Source organism: Pseudonocardia zijingensis (genome assembly GCF_042657305.1).
Taxonomy (GTDB): domain Bacteria; phylum Actinomycetota; class Actinomycetes; order Mycobacteriales; family Pseudonocardiaceae; genus Pseudonocardia; species Pseudonocardia zijingensis.
Window position 1 is genome coordinate 70,179 of sequence record NZ_JBHSKO010000028.1, and the last position, 15,398, is coordinate 85,576.

Annotated in this window: 15 protein-coding genes; 3 read left to right on the forward strand and 12 right to left on the reverse strand. The window is 71.8% G+C overall.

The window, feature by feature from the left end; genetic code table 11:
- Positions 1–4 precede the first annotated feature (4 nt).
- The 6 genes from ACFPL3_RS35720 to ACFPL3_RS35745 all read right to left on the reverse strand — a co-directional run bounded on the left by ACFPL3_RS35720 (position 5) and on the right by ACFPL3_RS35745 (position 7,019).
- Entirely contained in the window at positions 5–841 is an 837-nt protein-coding gene (locus ACFPL3_RS35720) for a carbohydrate ABC transporter permease (RefSeq protein ID WP_343947066.1), read from the reverse strand.
- Position 842: 1 nt separating this feature from the next.
- Positions 843–1,805: a carbohydrate ABC transporter permease gene (locus tag ACFPL3_RS35725; protein WP_343947067.1), complete on the reverse strand. Its 963-nt coding sequence runs from the start codon at positions 1,803–1,805 to the stop codon at positions 843–845.
- Positions 1,805–3,163 (reverse strand): ABC transporter substrate-binding protein, encoded by a 1,359-nt coding sequence (locus ACFPL3_RS35730; RefSeq protein WP_343947068.1) that lies wholly within the window; start codon positions 3,161–3,163, stop codon positions 1,805–1,807. Before ACFPL3_RS35730 ends, ACFPL3_RS35725 begins: the two co-directional genes overlap by 1 nt.
- Positions 3,164–3,314: 151 nt before the next feature.
- On the reverse strand, positions 3,315–3,833 hold the full coding sequence (locus ACFPL3_RS35735; RefSeq protein ID WP_220259117.1) for a general stress protein: 519 nt from the start codon (positions 3,831–3,833) through the stop codon (positions 3,315–3,317).
- Positions 3,834–3,992: 159 nt separating this feature from the next.
- A complete protein-coding gene (locus ACFPL3_RS35740; RefSeq protein ID WP_343947069.1) occupies positions 3,993–5,186 on the reverse strand; it encodes an acyl-CoA dehydrogenase family protein in 1,194 nt (397 codons plus the stop codon).
- A gap of 870 nt (positions 5,187–6,056) precedes the next feature.
- On the reverse strand, positions 6,057–7,019 hold the full coding sequence (locus tag ACFPL3_RS35745; protein WP_343947070.1) for an HpcH/HpaI aldolase/citrate lyase family protein: 963 nt from the start codon (positions 7,017–7,019) through the stop codon (positions 6,057–6,059).
- 118 nt (positions 7,020–7,137) lie between these two features.
- Between ACFPL3_RS35745 and ACFPL3_RS35750 the strand changes: the two genes are divergently transcribed.
- Positions 7,138–8,427, forward strand: coding sequence for a magnesium transporter MgtE N-terminal domain-containing protein (locus ACFPL3_RS35750; RefSeq protein WP_343947071.1), 1,290 nt, complete (start codon positions 7,138–7,140; stop codon positions 8,425–8,427).
- Positions 8,420–8,932, forward strand: a complete 513-nt coding sequence (locus ACFPL3_RS35755; protein WP_343947072.1) for a DUF1003 domain-containing protein — start codon at positions 8,420–8,422, stop codon at positions 8,930–8,932. Before ACFPL3_RS35750 ends, ACFPL3_RS35755 begins: the two co-directional genes overlap by 8 nt.
- Here the strand turns inward: ACFPL3_RS35755 and ACFPL3_RS35760 are convergent.
- Complete coding sequence (locus ACFPL3_RS35760) at positions 8,901–9,320, reverse strand: MarR family winged helix-turn-helix transcriptional regulator (protein ID WP_343947099.1); 420 nt, start codon at positions 9,318–9,320, stop codon at positions 8,901–8,903. The two genes, ACFPL3_RS35755 and ACFPL3_RS35760, sit on opposite strands and share 32 nt — an antisense overlap.
- Positions 9,321–9,573: 253 nt before the next feature.
- Here ACFPL3_RS35760 and ACFPL3_RS35765 point away from each other — a divergent pair, with 253 nt between their 5' ends.
- Positions 9,574–10,722 (forward strand): Mrp/NBP35 family ATP-binding protein, encoded by a 1,149-nt coding sequence (locus ACFPL3_RS35765; protein ID WP_343947073.1) that lies wholly within the window; start codon positions 9,574–9,576, stop codon positions 10,720–10,722.
- A gap of 9 nt (positions 10,723–10,731) precedes the next feature.
- On the opposite strand, the gene ACFPL3_RS35770 is transcribed toward ACFPL3_RS35765, so the two are convergent.
- From ACFPL3_RS35770 to ACFPL3_RS35790, 5 genes are all read right to left on the reverse strand, one after another.
- A complete protein-coding gene (locus ACFPL3_RS35770; protein ID WP_343947074.1) occupies positions 10,732–11,778 on the reverse strand; it encodes an MBL fold metallo-hydrolase in 1,047 nt (348 codons plus the stop codon).
- A gap of 85 nt (positions 11,779–11,863) precedes the next feature.
- Positions 11,864–13,111, reverse strand: a complete 1,248-nt coding sequence (locus tag ACFPL3_RS35775; protein ID WP_343947075.1) for an aspartate aminotransferase family protein — start codon at positions 13,109–13,111, stop codon at positions 11,864–11,866.
- Positions 13,112–13,197: 86 nt separating this feature from the next.
- A complete protein-coding gene (locus ACFPL3_RS35780) occupies positions 13,198–13,884 on the reverse strand; it encodes a GntR family transcriptional regulator (protein WP_343947076.1) in 687 nt (228 codons plus the stop codon).
- 39 nt (positions 13,885–13,923) lie between these two features.
- Complete coding sequence (locus ACFPL3_RS35785) at positions 13,924–14,637, reverse strand: maleate cis-trans isomerase family protein (RefSeq protein ID WP_343947077.1); 714 nt, start codon at positions 14,635–14,637, stop codon at positions 13,924–13,926.
- The gene (locus tag ACFPL3_RS35790) at positions 14,634–15,398 is read right to left on the reverse strand and encodes a maleate cis-trans isomerase family protein (protein WP_343947078.1); all 765 of its coding nucleotides are present in this window, start codon (positions 15,396–15,398) and stop codon (positions 14,634–14,636) included. Before ACFPL3_RS35790 ends, ACFPL3_RS35785 begins: the two co-directional genes overlap by 4 nt.

Consider the following 15,398-nt stretch of genomic DNA (forward strand, 5'->3'; position numbering starts at 1 on the left):
TTTCTCAGCCCTTCACTGCACCGGAGGTCAGGCCGGCGACGATGCGCCGCTGGAAGAAGAACACGAAGATGATGATCGGGATCGTGAGCAGCACGGCCGCTGCCGCGATCGATCCCGTCGGCTCGGCGAATTCGCTCGCGCCCGTGAAGTTCGCGATCGCGACGGTGGCCGTCTGCGAGCGCTCCGTGGACGTGAGCGAGAGCGCGAACAGGAAGTCGTTCCAGCAGAAGATGAACACCAGGATGGCGGTGGTGAACACGCCCGGCGCCGCCAGCGGCACGATCACCGACCGGAACGCCTGCAGCGGGGTGGCCCCGTCCATCTTGGCGGCCTTCTCCAGCTCCCACGGGATCTCGCGGAAGAACGCCGAGAGCGTGTAGATCGCCAGCGGCAGCGAGAACGTGATGTAGGGCAGGATCAGGCCCGGCCACGTGTCGAACAGCCCGAGGGCCCGCTCGATGTCGAACAGCGGGCTCACCAGCGAGATCGGCGGGAACATCGCGATCAGCAGCGAGATGCCCACGAGCAGGCCCTTGCCGGGGAACCGCAATCGGGCGATCGCGTACGCCGCCATCGTGCCGATCACCACGGACAGCACGGTGGCGATGATCGCGATGCCGATCGAGTTGATCAGCGCGCTGGTGAACAGGGAGACGCCGAACACCTGGGTGTAGTTCTCGAGCGTCCACTCGCGCGGGATGAAGTTCCCGTCGGTGATGGTGCTCGCCGGCTTGAACGACAGGCTGACGATCCAGAGCACCGGGACGAGCGCGTAGATCAGCACCAGCGTGTTGGCCACGGCCCACTTGCTCTTCGCCGATCCGGTGGTCGCGACGGCCATGTCAGCGCCTCCCCTCGGTCTCCGAGCCCGGCGCCGCGGCGCCGAACAGCTTGATGAAGATGAACGCGATCAGCCCTACCGAGATGAAGATCAGCACGCTGATCGCCGACCCGATGCCGAGGTTGAACGCGCGGAACAGGTTGTTGTAGCCCAGCATCGACACCGAGCCGGTGCCGTTCGAGCCGCCGGTGAGGATGTAGATGTTGTCGAAGATGCGGAACGCGTCCAGCGTGCGGAAGAGCAGCGCCACGAGGATCGCGGGCTTCATCATCGGCAGCATGATCTGGGTGAGCCGCTGCCACGGCCCCGCGCCGTCGACCTGAGCGGCCTTCAGCAGGTCGTCCGGCACGAGCGCGAGCCCGGCGAGCAGGAGCAGCGCCATGAACGGCGTGGTCTTCCAGACCTCGGCGATGATGATCAGCACGATCGCCGACGCCTGCCCGGTGAGCGGCGCGCTGCCCTCCGCCAGCATGTTCGCCAGGTACCCGATGTCCGGCGTCCACGCGAACTGCCAGCTGAACGCCGCGACGACGGTGACGATGCCGTACGGGATCAGCACCACGGTGCGGGTGAGGCCGCGCCCGAGGATCGTGCGGTGCATCACCAGCGCGAGCGCGAGACCGAGCACGAACTCGATCGCCACCGAGATCACGGTGATCAGCAGCGTGATGCCGAACGCGCTCCACCAGTACCCCGAGGTGAGCACCGCGACGTAGTTGGAGAGCCCGGCGAACGCGCGGTCGGCGGGGAAGCGCAGGTCGTAGCGCTGCAGGGACAGCCAGATCGCGTACGCGATCGGGTACGCGGTGACCGCCACCATGATGATCACGGCCGGGGCGCAGAGCAGGAATGCCAGCTTCCGCTCGGCGCGGGCCCCCTCGGACAGGGGAGGCTTGCCCCGGTGTTTCGGCCCGCGGGGCGAGGTCTCGACCTCTGCGGCCGGCGCCGTGCTCGCAGCAGTCATCAGGGCACCAGTCCTTCCGAGTTCACGGCCCGCTCGACCTCGGTCGCCATCCGCGGGACGATCGTGTCCGGATCGATCTGCGCGGGCGGGTTGAGCAGGTCGGCGAGCACGATCGAGATGCTCGTGTAGGCCGGGGTCTTCGGCCGCACGCTCGCGCTCTCCAGCGAGTCGCGGATGGCCTCCCACGCCGGGTACTCGGCCTGGAACGCCGGGTCGTCGTACAGCTCAGACAGCGTCGGGGGCACGCCGCCCTCGGTGGCGTTGGTGAGCTGGTTCTCCCGGTTGCGCAGGCACTGCGCGGCCTCGAACGCCAGGTCCTGGTTGCCGCCGGTGGTGCTCACACCGATGTTCAGGCCACCGATCGTCACCGTGGCGGGCTTGTCCGGGTCGACCCGCGGGTAGGGCGCCCACGCGAAGACGTCCACGACGCGCCGGCCCGTGTCCTCCGCGGTCGGCCGCCCCTGCTCGTCGATGAACGTGCCGCCGCCACCGCCGTCCGGCGGCGGGGTGTTGATCGAGGCGTTCACGAACGGGTAGTTGACCTGGAACGCCGCGAGTCCGGCCTCCATCTGCAGGCGCCCGTCGTTCTCCTGGGCCACCGACAGCGACGGGTCGCCCGCGGGCGAGCTCCCCACGCGCTGCATGATCGACGTGGCCTTGCGGGCGGCGTCGCCGTCGTCGACGAGCACGTCGCCGTTCTCGGAGACGAGCTGGCCACCCGCGCTGGTGAGCAGCGTGTTGAACCAGACCGAGATGCCCTCGTACTGCGCCGCCTGCACCTCGATGTAGGAGGGCAGGCCCTGGTCGTGCAGCGCCTCGGACATCTGGATCATCTCGTCCCAGGTCTGCGGGGGCTGCGGAGCCAGGTCCGTGCGGTACCAGAGCAGCTGTGTGTTGGTGTTCAGCGGCGCCGCCCACAGCTGTCCCTGGTAGCGCGCCGTCTCGAGCGGTCCCTCGAGCGTGCCCTGCTCGATGGCCGCCGCGGCCTGCTCCGGCCAGGGTTCGATCCACCCCGCCTCGGCGAACTCCGCGGTCCAGGTGACGTCCATGGCCACGAGGTCGACCTCGGAGTCACCGGCGACGAGGCGGCGGGCGAGCTGCAGCCGCTGGTCGTCGGCGGCCTTCGGCAAGGTCTGCTGCGTCACGACGTAGCGGCCGTTCGCCGCCTCGGTGCACGCCTCGGCCCCCGCCGCGTACCCGGTGGCGTTGTCGGCGGGCGTGTAGAAGTTGAGCACCGGTGGCCCGGCCGGGCCCGAGCTGCACCCGGCCACCGCGGCGGCGACCAGGAGCCCGCAGGTCGCCACGGCGAGCGGTCGCCCGCGTGACCGCCGGAGCGTCGAATTGACCGGCTCCCCCATGCGTTTCTCCGTCCCGAGAGCGCGGACGACCAGGCGTCGTCGCCCGCAAGTGTGACACTGATCACGGCCAGTGGCCGGTGATCAGAACTTATGCGGGCGAGGGGGCAGCCGCAATCGCTAGGGGGAGGGTTAGGGGAACCACAAGGTGGATTTAGGCCGGGCCCCCGCTCATGGCCAGCTTGGCCAGCAGTTCACGGGCCTTCTCGGCGTTGCGCGGCTGGCAGAGGACGTCGTAGCGACCCGCGACGAGCTGGCTCACCGACTGGAAGTCGCGGCGCCCTCGGGACAGGCCGTAGGTGACCGCCGCGAAGATCAGCCCGAACACGAGACCGAAGCCGAGGCCCAGCAGGATCGGCCCGAACGACGTGCCGCCCTGGCTCACCAGGCTCAGCAGCAGACCGACGAACAGACCGAACCACGCGCCCGACGCCGCACCCGAGGCGAGAACCCGGCCCCAGGTGAGCCGGCCGATCACGCGCTCGACCAACATCAGGTCGACACCGACGATCGTGACGTCCCGCACCGGGAAGTCGGAGTCTGCGAGGTGGTCGACGGCCCGCTGCGCCTCCTCGTACGTGGCGTAGGAACCGACCGGCCACCCGGTGGGCGGGGTCGGCAGGTTGGGCAGTCCGGGCGCGGTGCGCGCGGGGCCGCCGAACGGAGTAGTCACGGGGCCTCCTCATTCCTCGAAGTCTGGGCTCCCTCGAACTCTCGAGCCCACATCATGTCAACGCGCGGACCAGCGACGAAGTGCCCATTCCGACGATCATCACATGGAGGACGGAACACCGCGCGCCCGGCAGAGGAACAGGAGACGGGTCAGCCGCCCCTACCGCAGCTTGTACTCCCGCAGCAGACCCCGGCTGATGATCGTCTTCTGGATCTCGGACGTGCCCTCGCCGATGAGCAGGAACGGCGCCTCGCGCATGAGACGCTCGATCTCGTACTCCTTCGAGTAGCCGTAGCCGCCGTGGATGCGGAACGACTCCTGCGTGACCTCGGCGGCGTACTCGCTGGCCATCAGCTTCGCCATGCCTGCCTCGACGTCGTTGCGGGTGCCCGCGTCCTTGAGGCGCGCCGCGTTGACCATCATCAGGTGGGCGGCCTCCACCTTGGTGGCCATCTCCGCGAGCTTGAACGCGATGGCCTGGTGCTCGGCGATCGGCTTGCCGAACGCCGAGCGCTGCTGGGCGTACTCGACGGCGAGCTCGAAGGCGCGGATCGCGATGCCGCACCCGCGCGCCGCCACGTTGACCCGTCCGACCTCGACGCCGTCCATCATCTGGGCGAAGCCGCCGCCCCGCTTGCCGCCGAGGATCTGCTCACCCGGCACGCGAAAGCCCTTGAACACCAGCTCCGTGGTGTCCACGCCCTTGTAGCCCATCTTGTCGATCTTGCCCGGCACGATCAGCCCGGGCGCGACCTCGCCGAACCCGGTGGGCTTCTCCACCAGGAACGTCGTGAGGTTCTGGTGCGGCTTGGGCGCGCCCTCGTCGGTGCGCACCAGCACGGCCGTCAGGTTCGACGTGCCGCCGTTGGTGAGCCACATCTTCGCGCCGTCGACGACGAAGTCGTCCCCGTCCTGCACGGCCTTCGTCTTGATGGCCGCGACGTCGGAGCCGAGGTCGGGCTCGGACATCGAGAACGAGCCGCGCACGTCACCGGTGGCCATCCGCGGCAGGTAGCGCTGCTTCTGCTCCGGCGTGCCGTGCTGGTTGATCATGTACGCCACGATGAAGTGGGTGTTGATCACCCCGGAGACGCTCATCCACCCGCGGGCGATCTGCTCCACGACCAGCGCGTACGTCAGCAGCGACTCCCCCAGCCCGCCGAACTCCTCCGGGATGGTGAGCCCGAACAGGCCCATCTCCTTCATCCCGTCGACGATGTCCTGCGGGTAGGCGTCGGCGTGCTCCAGCGCGGTGGCGTGCGGGAGGATCTCCTTGTCCACGAAGGTGCGGACGGTCGCCAGGATCTCCTGCTGGATCTCGGTGAGACCGGCGGTCTGGGCGAGCTTGGCCATCGAACGTCCTCCCGACGCTGGGCGAGTTACCGGGCAGTATCACCCGCGGATCCGGCATTTCGCTGTGAACGCCCGCACACGCACCGCCATCGGCCACGAGAGCCGCGACACACCCCGGCATGCGAGCGCTCACACACAACCACTGGCACCCACACACCGACTGCAGCCGATGTGCGAGCACCACAACCGATGTGCCAGCGGCCCGGACGAGCCCTCCGCGACGCTCACACACCACCACGGGTGTCGGTGTCGACACACCGCCTGCAACCGATGTGCCCTGAGCCCCCTCGCTGAGGCCCCGCAACGATGGCGCGAGGCCTCATGGTGGCGCCGCGCAGTCTGCGGGGGCCGCCCCTCCAGCAGGCTTCGCGGGCAGGCCAGGGCCTGCCGTGTTGGCGCGCGGCGCCACCAGGAGGCGGTCGCCCCGGGACGACGGGCCGAAAGCGAACTCTCGTGGCGATCAAGGCGAAATGGTCGCTCCCGAAGATCGTCCAACGACCATCTCCCCTTGATCGATGACCCGGAACCGGATATCGGCCCTCTCCAGGCCCATGATCAGAGAGTTGGTGCATTCCCGGGTCGAAAACGCCCGCGAACGCGCCAGAGCCGCGATCATGCCCGTCGGACCGGCCTCCGCACCGCGCGCCCACCGAGCAGGCCCCACCATCGATGTGCGAGCGCTCCGATGAGCACCCGGCGGGGCTCACACACCGCGACGAGCGCTCACACACCGACTGCAACCGATGTGCCAGCACCACAACCGGTGTGCCAGCATCCGAGGAGGGCCCGACAGGCCCGCGCTCACACCATCACCGGCGCCCACACACCGACTGCAACCGCTGTGCGAGGCCACCGGGCGGCCGAGGCCGGTCAGGCCTCCGGCGGCGTCCAGCGGTCCGTGCGCTGCATGCCCGCAGCGCGGCCCTTGCCGGCGATGACCAGCGCCATCTTGCGGCTGGCCTCGTCGATCATCTCGTCGCCGATCATCGCGGCGCCGCGCTTGCCGCCGGCCTCGGACGTGTACCACTCGTACGCGTCGAGGATGTTCTCGGCGTGGTCGTAGTCCTCCTGGCGCGGGGAGAAGGTCTCGTTGGCCGCGTCGATCTGGCCGGGGTGCAGCACCCACTTGCCGTCGAAGCCGAGTGCGGCGGAGCGGCCGGCCACCCTGCGGAAGCCGTCGACGTCCTTGATCTGCAGGTAGGGCCCGTCGATGGCCTGCTTGTCGTGTGCCCGGGCGGCCATGAGGATGCTCATGAGGATGTGGTGGTAGGCGTCGCCCACGTCGTACCCGGGGGGCTGCTCGCCCACCACCAGCGACTTCATGTTGATCGAGGCCATGAAGTCGGCCGGGCCGAAGATGATCGTCTCGACGCGCGGGGAGGCCGTGGCGATCGCGTTGACGTTGGTGAGGCCCAGCGCGTTCTCGATCTGGGCCTCGATGCCGATCCGGCCGACCTCGTAGCCCATGGCCTTCTCGATCTGCGTGAGCAGGAGGTCGAGGGCGACGACCTGCTCGGCCGTCTGCACCTTCGGCAGCATGATCGCGTCGAGGTTGGCGCCGGCGCCCTCCACGACCTCGGTGACGTCGCGGTAGGTCCACTCGGTGGTCCAGTCGTTCACGCGGACCACGCGGATCTTCTCGCCCCAGCCGCCCTCGTTCAGCGCTTCGACGATCGTCTTGCGGGCACCCGGCTTGGCCAGCGGGGCGCAGGCGTCCTCCAGGTCGAGGAAGACCTGGTCGGCGTTCAGGGTCCGGGCCTTGTCGATGAACTTCTGGCTGGACCCCGGAACGGCGAGGCAGGACCGGCGGGCGCGGAGCTGGGACGTGGTCACGGGACTACTCCTCGTCGAGTGCGGCGCGGATGGCGCGATGCTGACACGACCGACTGCATCTGCGACTCCGAGGTGACTGGGCTCTCAGACCTGGGTGGATGCACCTTAGGCTCCGCCCATGGGCATCGACCGGGTCTTCGTCGCACGCCTGGTCGGTCTCGCCGTGTTCGGCCCGGACGGGGAACGCATCGGCAAGGTGCGCGACCTCGTGGCCGCCCTGCGCGTCGACTCGAACCCGCCGCGGGTGCTCGGCATGGTGGTGGAGCTCGCCACGCGCAGGCGCATCTTCGTGCCGATGCTGCGGGTCACCGCGATCGACCCCGGCGCCGTCACGCTCGCCACGGGCTCGGTCAGCCTGCGGGGGTTCGCGCAGCGCCCCAACGAGGCGTTGCTGGTGGGCCAGATGCTCGACGCGCGGGTGCGGCTGGTGGAGGACGGCTCGGAAGCCGTTGTGGTCGACGCCGCGATCGAGCCGACCCGCTCCCGCGACTGGGTGGTCGGACGGCTCGCGGTGCGCGTGCGGCGCCACCGGCTCGGGCGGCGCGAGCCGGTGCAGGTGGTGCCGTGGCGCGCCGTCACCGGGCTCTCGCTGACCGACCGGCAGGGCACCGAGGGCCTGCTGGCGGTGTTCGAGTCGATGCGGCCCGCTGACGTCGCGGCCGCGTTGTCGGAGCTGCCGGAGAAGCGCCAGCACGAGGTCGTGGACGGGCTGGACGACGAGCGGCTCGCCGACGTGTTCGAGGAGCTGTCCGAGTCCGACCAGCGCGCGCTGCTCGCGCACCTTTCCCCGGAGCGCGCCGCCGACGTGCTCGAGGCGATGTCCCCCGACGACGCGGCCGACCTGCTGCACGAGCTCCCCGACACCGAGTCCGACGCGCTGCTCGCCCTGATGCACCCGGAGGACTCGGAGCCGGTGCGCAGGCTGATGAGCTACTCGTCGGACACGGCTGGTGGGCTCATGACCCCGGAGCCGGTGATCCTGCGCCCGGACGCCACGGTGGCCGAGGCGCTGGCCCGCATCCGCAACCCGGACATCCCGCCCGCGCTGGCCAGCATGGTGTTCGTGTGCCGGCCGCCCACGGAGACCCCGACCGGGCGCTACCTGGGCTGCGCGCACGCCCAGCGGCTGCTGCGGGCGGCGCCGTTCGAGCTGGTGGCGGGGGTCGTCGACACGGAGCTCGCCCGGTTGTCGCCCGACGCGACGCTCGGCGAGGTCACCCGCTACTTCGCGGCCTACAACCTGGTGGCTGGCCCGGTGGTGGACGCGGAGGAGCACCTGCTCGGCGCCGTGACGGTGGACGACGTGCTCGACCACCTGCTCCCGCCGGACTGGCGCGACCGGCTGACCGATCCCGACGACAGCACCGAGCCCGCCGGGGCGGAGCGGAGGCAACCCGACAATGCCTGAGATCACCACCCACCGCAGGCTCGACCAGCCGGTGCTGGGCCGCACCCGGTTCGAGGTCGACCCGGAGTGGTTCGCCCGGCTGTCGGAGAAGGTGGCCCGGTTCCTCGGCACGGGGCGGTTCCTCGCGATCCAGACGGTGGTGGTCGCCGTGTGGATCGTGCTGAACCTCACCGCGTGGATCGGCAGCTGGGACCCCTACCCGTTCATCCTGCTCAACCTGGCCTTCTCCACGCAGGCCGCCTACGCGGCGCCGCTGATCCTCCTCGCGCAGAACCGGCAGGACGACCGCGACCGCATCTCGCTGGAGGAGGACCGCGCCCGCGCGGAGCGCACGAAGGCCGACACGGAGTACCTGGCACGCGAGCTGGCGGCGCTGCGGATCGCGGTGGGCGAGGTGGCGACGCGCGACTACCTGCGCAGCGAGCTGGACAAGCTCTGCGACCGGCTCGGGGCGCCCCCCGCGCCCGAGCGGGTCAAGGGCGCTGGTCGGCGAGGCGGCGGCTGATCCGTTCGAGCACGCCCAGGTCGGCGTCGTCGAGCCGGTCGCCGAAGTAGGTGGCGACGCCGCGCAGGTGGGTGCGCGACGCCGTGCGCAGGCGGTCGAGCCCGGCGTCGGTGAGCCGGGCGGCGACGCCGCGCCCGTCGGTCTCCACCGGGCAGCGGGCCACGAGCCCGCCCTTCTCGAGCCGGTCGACGAGTCGGGTGACCCCCGATCGCGACAGCAGGACGGCGTCGGCGAGCTCGGTCATCCGCAGCCGCCTCCCCGGCGCCTCGGCCAGCTGGACGAGCACGTCGTAGGAGGCGAGCGGGAGGTCCTGCTCGGCGAGCAGCTCCGCCTCGAGCGCCCTGGTGAGCGCCGCGTGGGCGCGCAGGAACGCCCGCCACGCCGCCATCTGCGCTGATGTCGGCCCCGTGCGCCTCCGCTTCACCGAGACGTCGTCCTCCACCACCGTGCCCCCCGAGTCCGTCACGGGCGAAGATGCTACGTTCATCCGCCTCTGCTGCGCTCCGGCGTGCTTCCCGGCCCTGCGCAGACCCCGTCCGCGGGGAGGTTCCCGGCGGGCCCCGACGTACAGTGGACAGTGGGTGCGGGCAGCCGCACCCGGCAGCGTCGCGCCGTCGATGGAAGGTCCAGCGGATCCCCTGATGTCCACCACCGAGAGCACCAGCACCGTCGAGCAGGCCGTGCGGGCCGCGCTCGCCACCGTCGAGGACCCCGAGATCCACAAGCCGATCACGGACCTCGGCATGGTGAAGGGCGTCGACATCGCCCCGGACGGCCGCGCGCGCGTCGGCGTCTACCTCACGGTCGCCGGCTGCCCGATGCGCGAGACGATCACGTCGCGCGTCACCGCGGCGGTCTCGAAGGTCGCCGGTGTCAGCGGGGTCGAGGTCGAGCTCGACGTGATGAGCGACGAGCAGCGCCACGAGCTGCGCCGCAGCCTGCGGGGCGACGCGGCCGATCCGGTGATCCCGTTCGCGCAGCCGGGCTCGCTCACCCGCGTGTACTGCGTGGCGTCGGGCAAGGGCGGGGTCGGCAAGTCGTCGGTCACGGTCAACCTGGCCGCGGCGATGGCGGCGAAGGGTCTGAAGGTCGGGGTGGTGGACGCCGACATCTACGGCCACTCGGTGCCGCGGATGCTCGGCACGGCCGACCGGCCCACCAAGGTCGACGACATGATCATGCCGCCGCAGGCGCACGGCGTGAAGGTGATCTCGATCGGCATGTTCACCCCGGGCAACGACGCCGTCGTGTGGCGTGGCCCGATGCTGCACCGCGCGCTGCAGCAGTTCCTCGCCGACGTGTTCTGGGGCGACCTGGACGTCCTGCTGCTCGACCTGCCGCCGGGCACCGGCGACATCGCGATCTCCACGGCGCAGCTCGTGCCCAACGCCGAGCTGCTGGTGGTCACCACCCCGCAGATGGCGGCCGCCGAGGTGGCCGAGCGCGCGGGTTCGATCGCGCTGCAGACGCGCCAGCGGCTGGCCGGTGTGGTCGAGAACATGTCCTGGATGGAGCTGCCGGACGGCACCCGCATGGACGTGTTCGGCTCGGGCGGCGGTCAGACGGTGTCCGACTCCCTCACCCGGGCGCTCGGCGCCCCGGTGCCGCTGCTCGGGCAGGTGCCGCTGGAGCCGCGGCTGCGCGAGTGCGGCGACTCCGGCACCCCGATCGTGCTCGCGGAGCCGGAGAGCGCGTCGGCGCAGGCCCTGCGCGCGGTGGCGGAGAAGCTCACGGTGCGCTCCCGCGGCCTCGCCGGGATGAGCCTGAACATCTCCCCCGTGCGCAAGTAGAGCGTTCCGTCACGCCGCGATGCGGTAGGTGCTGCCGCTGCTGCCGGGCAACCACGCGTCCGGCAGCGCGGTGGCCAGGGCGTGCTGCGCGCGCCAGCCGGTGCAGTGCGCCGGCACCACCATCGCCGGGGCGAGCTCGGTGAGCGCGTCGATCGTCGGCGGGATCACCGGCTCGAACGCGGGACCGGACAGGTGCAGACCGCCCAGCAGCGCGTACAGCCGGTCGACGCCGGTGAGCCGCCGGGCGTGCCGGACGATGTTGACCGCTCCCGCGTGACCGCAGCCGGTGAGCACCACGAGCCCGCGGTCGCGGACGTGTACGACGAGCGCCTGGTCGTCGAGCACGAGCGGGTCGTGCTCCCACCCGGCGCCGGTCCAGGCCTGGTGGGCCGGGGGCATCCCGCGCTCGAACTCCGTGGTGCGGTCGACCTCCCCGGTGATCAGCACGCTGCCGTCCACCAGCAGGGACGGCTCGCGGCGCTCGACCACCTCGAAGCCCTCGCCCCCCAGGGCGCGCCTGCTCAGCGTGGGCAGGTCGAAGATCTCCCGGTTCGGCGGGGCCAGTCGCCTGCGCGTCCACGCGGCGGGGTGCACCACCATCGGCATGCCGCGCCGGAGCCGCCCGGAGAGGCCGGCAAGTCCACCGGCGTGGTCGAAGTGGCCGTGGCTGAGCACGATCCCCTGCGCCGCGGACAGGTCGACGCCCAGCCGGTCGGAGTTGACGACCACGGCGTCGGGCGACAGGCCGGTGTCGAACAGGAGCGTGGTGGTGGTCGCGCCCCGGTGGACCGCGACGAGCGCGGCGAAACCGTGCTCCGCCCGCATGCCCGCGTCGGTGCCGCCCTCCTCGAACTGCGCCGCGGTGACCCGCCCGCTGCCGAACTCCGCCCTGGTGACGCGGTCGTCGCCGGTGAGCAGGCCGTCGTAGACGTTGTCGACGAGCGTGGTGATCCGCACCTCGTCGACGGGTTGCAGCGCGATCGGGTCGAGCGCGGTGCCCTCCGCGGGCCGCGGGGCGCTTGCCTGCGCCTCGCCCGCCTGGCCGCCATCACACATGGCGACCACGCTAGCCGCTGCCCACCCGAGCCCGTGAGTGGATACGAGTGCTCGGGCACTCGTATCCACTCACGACCCCCTTCGGTCAGGCGCGGACCGCCTCCGCCCAGAGCCCCACGGCCTCGTCCACCTGCTCGGCGGTGACGATCAGCGGCGGGATCATCCGGACCACGTTGCCGTGCGGCCCGCAGGTGAGCAGCAGCAGGCCCTTGTCCGCCGCGGCGGCGTGGGCGCGGGTGGCGGCCACGGTGTCCGGGGCGCCGTCGGGCGTGCAGAACTCGTTGCCGACCATGAGCCCGAGCCCGCGGACGTCGGCGATGCCCGGGTGGTCGGCCGCCACCTTCTGCAGACCGTCGCGCAGGCGCAGGCCCTGTTCGGCGGCGTTGGCGACGAGCCCCTCGGACTCGATGACGTCGAGCGTGGCGAGCGCCGCGGCGCAGGCCACCGCGTTGCCGCCGTAGGTGCCGCCCTGCGAGCCCGGCCAGGCCTTGGCCATCAGCTCCTCGCTCGCCGCGATGCCCGACAGCGGGAACCCGCTCGCGAGGCCCTTCGCGGTGATCAGGACGTCCGGGGTGATGCCTTCGGCGTGCTGGTGGCCCCAGAACTTCCCGGTGCGTCCGAACCCGGTCTGCACTTCGTCGGCGATCAGCAGGATGCCGTGCGCGTCGGCCCGCTCGCGCAGCCCGGCGAGGAACGCGGGCGGCGTGGGCACGTACCCGCCCTCGCCGAGCACCGGCTCGATGACGAACGCGGCGACGTCCGACGCGGGCGCGGCGGTGATGAGGAGCCGGTCGAGCTCGCGGAGGCAGAACGCGACTGCCTCGTCCTCGCTCCACCCGTACCGGAACGCGTAGGGGAACGGCGCGAACGCGACGCCGCCCATGAGCGGGCCGATCCCGGCCCGGATCTTCGCGCCCGACGTGGTGAGCGCGGCGGCGCCCATCGTGCGGCCGTGGAACCCGCCCTCGAACGCGACCACGAGCGGCCGTCCGGTGGCCTGCCGGGCGAGCCGAACCGACGCCTCGACGGCCTCGCTGCCGGAGTTCATGAAGAACACGCTGTCCAGGCCGGCGGGCAGCACGTCGCCCAGCCGCTCGGCGAGCCGCTGCAGCGGCTGGTGCATGACGGTCGTGTACTGGCCGTGGATGAGGGTGGCGACCTGCTCCTGGGCGGCGGCGACCACCCGCGGGTGGCAGTGCCCGGTGCTGGTGACCCCGATCCCGGCGGTGAAGTCGAGGTAGCGGCGGCCCTCGAGGTCGTACACGTGCACGCCCTCGCCGCGGGCGACCTGCACGGGCGTCGCCTGCTTGAGCGCGGGGGACAAACGGGCCATGCCCACTCCTCAATCTTGTCTGATTGTTGACAATCCTCTCCGATGGAAGCACGCGAGGTGGCTCGCGGGCAAGCCTCGGGTGGGTGTCAGGCCGGCACGGCGGGAACCGGCGCGTCGGGCGCGAGGATCCGCGCGACGGCGTCGGCCATGTGCGCCTCCAGCACGGCGGCCATCCGCTCGGCGTCGCCGTCGCGCACGGCGTCGCACAGCTCGCGGTGCTCGGCGATCAGCGCGGCGGCCGGGGGCAGGGTCTCCTGCAGCGCGGCGAGGCACATCCGGGTCTCGACGAGCAGCGTCTCGGCCATCCGGCGCAGGCGCGGGCTGCCCGACGCCGCCACGAACTCGGCGTGGAAGGCGTGGTCGGCGTCGGCGAGGGCCACGGGGTCGGCGGCAGCGGCTTCCATCCGCGACAGCGCGGCCGTGAGCCGCTCGGCGGCGGCCGCGCGGTCACCCGCGAGCAGGAGCAGTCCGGCGGCCCGCTCGATCGCGGTGCGCGCGGTGTAGACGTCGCGGACGTCCTCGGCACCCAGCTCGCGCACGAACAGGCCGCGGTGGCGCTCGCTGCGCAGCAGCCCCTCGGCCACGAGCCGTTGCATCGCCTCCCGCAGCGGCCCCCGGCTCACGCCGAGCCGCGCGGCGAGCTCGACCTCCCCGAGCTGGGTGCCGGGCGGAAAGGTGCCGCGCATGATCGCGGTGCGGAGCCGGTCGGCGACGATCGCGGCCGTGGACCGCCGCTCCACCGGCTCCAGTTCACTCAGGTCCACAGTGCTCATTCGGTTCCGCTCCCCCTCCGGAGTTCGCCCGCCCGTCCGTCAGCCGGCGAACAGCGCACCGAGGCCGGTGCGCGGGGTGTCGGCCCCGGCGAGGCGCAACCCCTGCCAGATGCTCACCTGGTTGGCCGTGAGCACCGGCTTGCCGACGCGGGCGTCCAGCGCGTCGAGCAGGCCGACGGTGTGCAGTGCGGTGTCGGGCAGCAGCACGGCCTGGGCGTCCGGGTGGTCGGCCGCCGCGGCGAACTCCAGCACGGTCTCCGGCGGCAGGGTGCCGACCTCGGCGGCCGTGATGATGCCCTTGGCCGAGAGCGAGAGCACCTCGATGCCCGCGACGCCGAGGAAGGCGACGAACCGCTCCGCGACGTCGTCGGGGTAGGTGGCCCCGATCGCGACCCGGGAGACGCCCAGCCGCGCGCACGCGTCCACGAACGCGAACGACGTGCTCGACGCCGGCACACCCGAGACCTTCCCGAGCGCCTCGACCTGGGCGCTCGCGCCGTCCCAGCCGAATACGAAGCTCCCGCTCGTGCACGCCCAGACGACGGAGTCGAGGGACCCGCCCAGCGTGCGCACGCCGTCGGCCAGCACGTCGTCGCCGCCGATGTCGAGCAGCGCGTCGACGCGGTGGGCGTCCTCGCGCATGAGGGTGTGCACCAGCGGGAGCCGCGGGCCGTCCAGCAGCGACTCGGCGAGCGGGTAGTCGTCCTCGGCGGAGTAGCCGGGGTAGAGGATGCCGACGGTGGGGGCGCTCATGCGACTCCTGGTGTGAGGTGGTCGTGGGTGGCGAGCAGGCTGCCCCCGCCCACCGCCTCGCGGCCCATGGCGCGCAGCGCTGCCCACATGGTGACCTGGTTGGCGGTGAGGACGGGCTTGCCGAGCGCCTGCTCGAGGGGCTCGATGAGGTCGTAGGTGGGCACGTTGGTGCAGCTGATGAACAAGGCCTCGGCCGCCGGGTTGTCGGCGGCGCGCACGACCTCGACGACCTCCGAGTAGCTGACCCGCCAGATGTTGCCGAGCAGGCCGAGGCCCTCGCTCGACACGGTGCTCACGCCGTGCTCGGCGAGGTAGGCGACGAGGCGGCGGGTGACCGGCTCGACGTACGGGGTGGCGATGGCCAGCCGGGAGACCCCGAGGGCGCGCAGCGCGCCGATCAGGGCACCCGACGTGGTGCGTGCGACGGGCGCGCCCGCGTCCTCCATCGTGCGGCGGAGCACCTCCTCGCCCGCCGCGCCCTCCACGAAGCTGCCCGACGTGCACGCGTAGATCACCACCCCCGGTTCGGGGGTGAGCACGTCGCGGGTGGCCCGCCGCACGGCACGGCGATCGCCGCAGGCCACCGCCATCTCCACGGTGACCGGGGTGGTGAAGAACGGCAGGCGGGTGAGGTAGAGCGACACGTCCTCGGGCGCCCAGCGCCACAGCTCGCGGTCGAGGGCGAAGTCGAACGGGGCGACGACACCGATCCCCTGCTGGCGGTCGGGCTCGGCGAGGCCGACCGAGAGCTCCGTGGGCAC

Coding starts and splice junctions, on each gene's coding strand:
- ACFPL3_RS35755 (WP_343947072.1), top strand. CDS start 8,420: ATGCCTGAGATCACCACCCACCGCAGGCTCGACCAGCCGGTGCTGGGC.
- ACFPL3_RS35775 (WP_343947075.1), bottom strand. CDS start 13,111: ATGGCCCGTTTGTCCCCCGCGCTCAAGCAGGCGACGCCCGTGCAGGTC.
- ACFPL3_RS35730 (WP_343947068.1), bottom strand. CDS start 3,163: ATGGGGGAGCCGGTCAATTCGACGCTCCGGCGGTCACGCGGGCGACCG.
- ACFPL3_RS35720 (WP_343947066.1), bottom strand. CDS start 841: ATGGCCGTCGCGACCACCGGATCGGCGAAGAGCAAGTGGGCCGTGGCC.
- ACFPL3_RS35780 (WP_343947076.1), bottom strand. CDS start 13,884: ATGAGCACTGTGGACCTGAGTGAACTGGAGCCGGTGGAGCGGCGGTCC.
- ACFPL3_RS35750 (WP_343947071.1), top strand. CDS start 7,138: ATGGGCATCGACCGGGTCTTCGTCGCACGCCTGGTCGGTCTCGCCGTG.
- ACFPL3_RS35760 (WP_343947099.1), bottom strand. CDS start 9,320: ATGGCGGCGTGGCGGGCGTTCCTGCGCGCCCACGCGGCGCTCACCAGG.
- ACFPL3_RS35765 (WP_343947073.1), top strand. CDS start 9,574: ATGTCCACCACCGAGAGCACCAGCACCGTCGAGCAGGCCGTGCGGGCC.
- ACFPL3_RS35725 (WP_343947067.1), bottom strand. CDS start 1,805: ATGACTGCTGCGAGCACGGCGCCGGCCGCAGAGGTCGAGACCTCGCCC.
- ACFPL3_RS35740 (WP_343947069.1), bottom strand. CDS start 5,186: ATGGCCAAGCTCGCCCAGACCGCCGGTCTCACCGAGATCCAGCAGGAG.
- ACFPL3_RS35785 (WP_343947077.1), bottom strand. CDS start 14,637: ATGAGCGCCCCCACCGTCGGCATCCTCTACCCCGGCTACTCCGCCGAG.
- ACFPL3_RS35770 (WP_343947074.1), bottom strand. CDS start 11,778: ATGTGTGATGGCGGCCAGGCGGGCGAGGCGCAGGCAAGCGCCCCGCGG.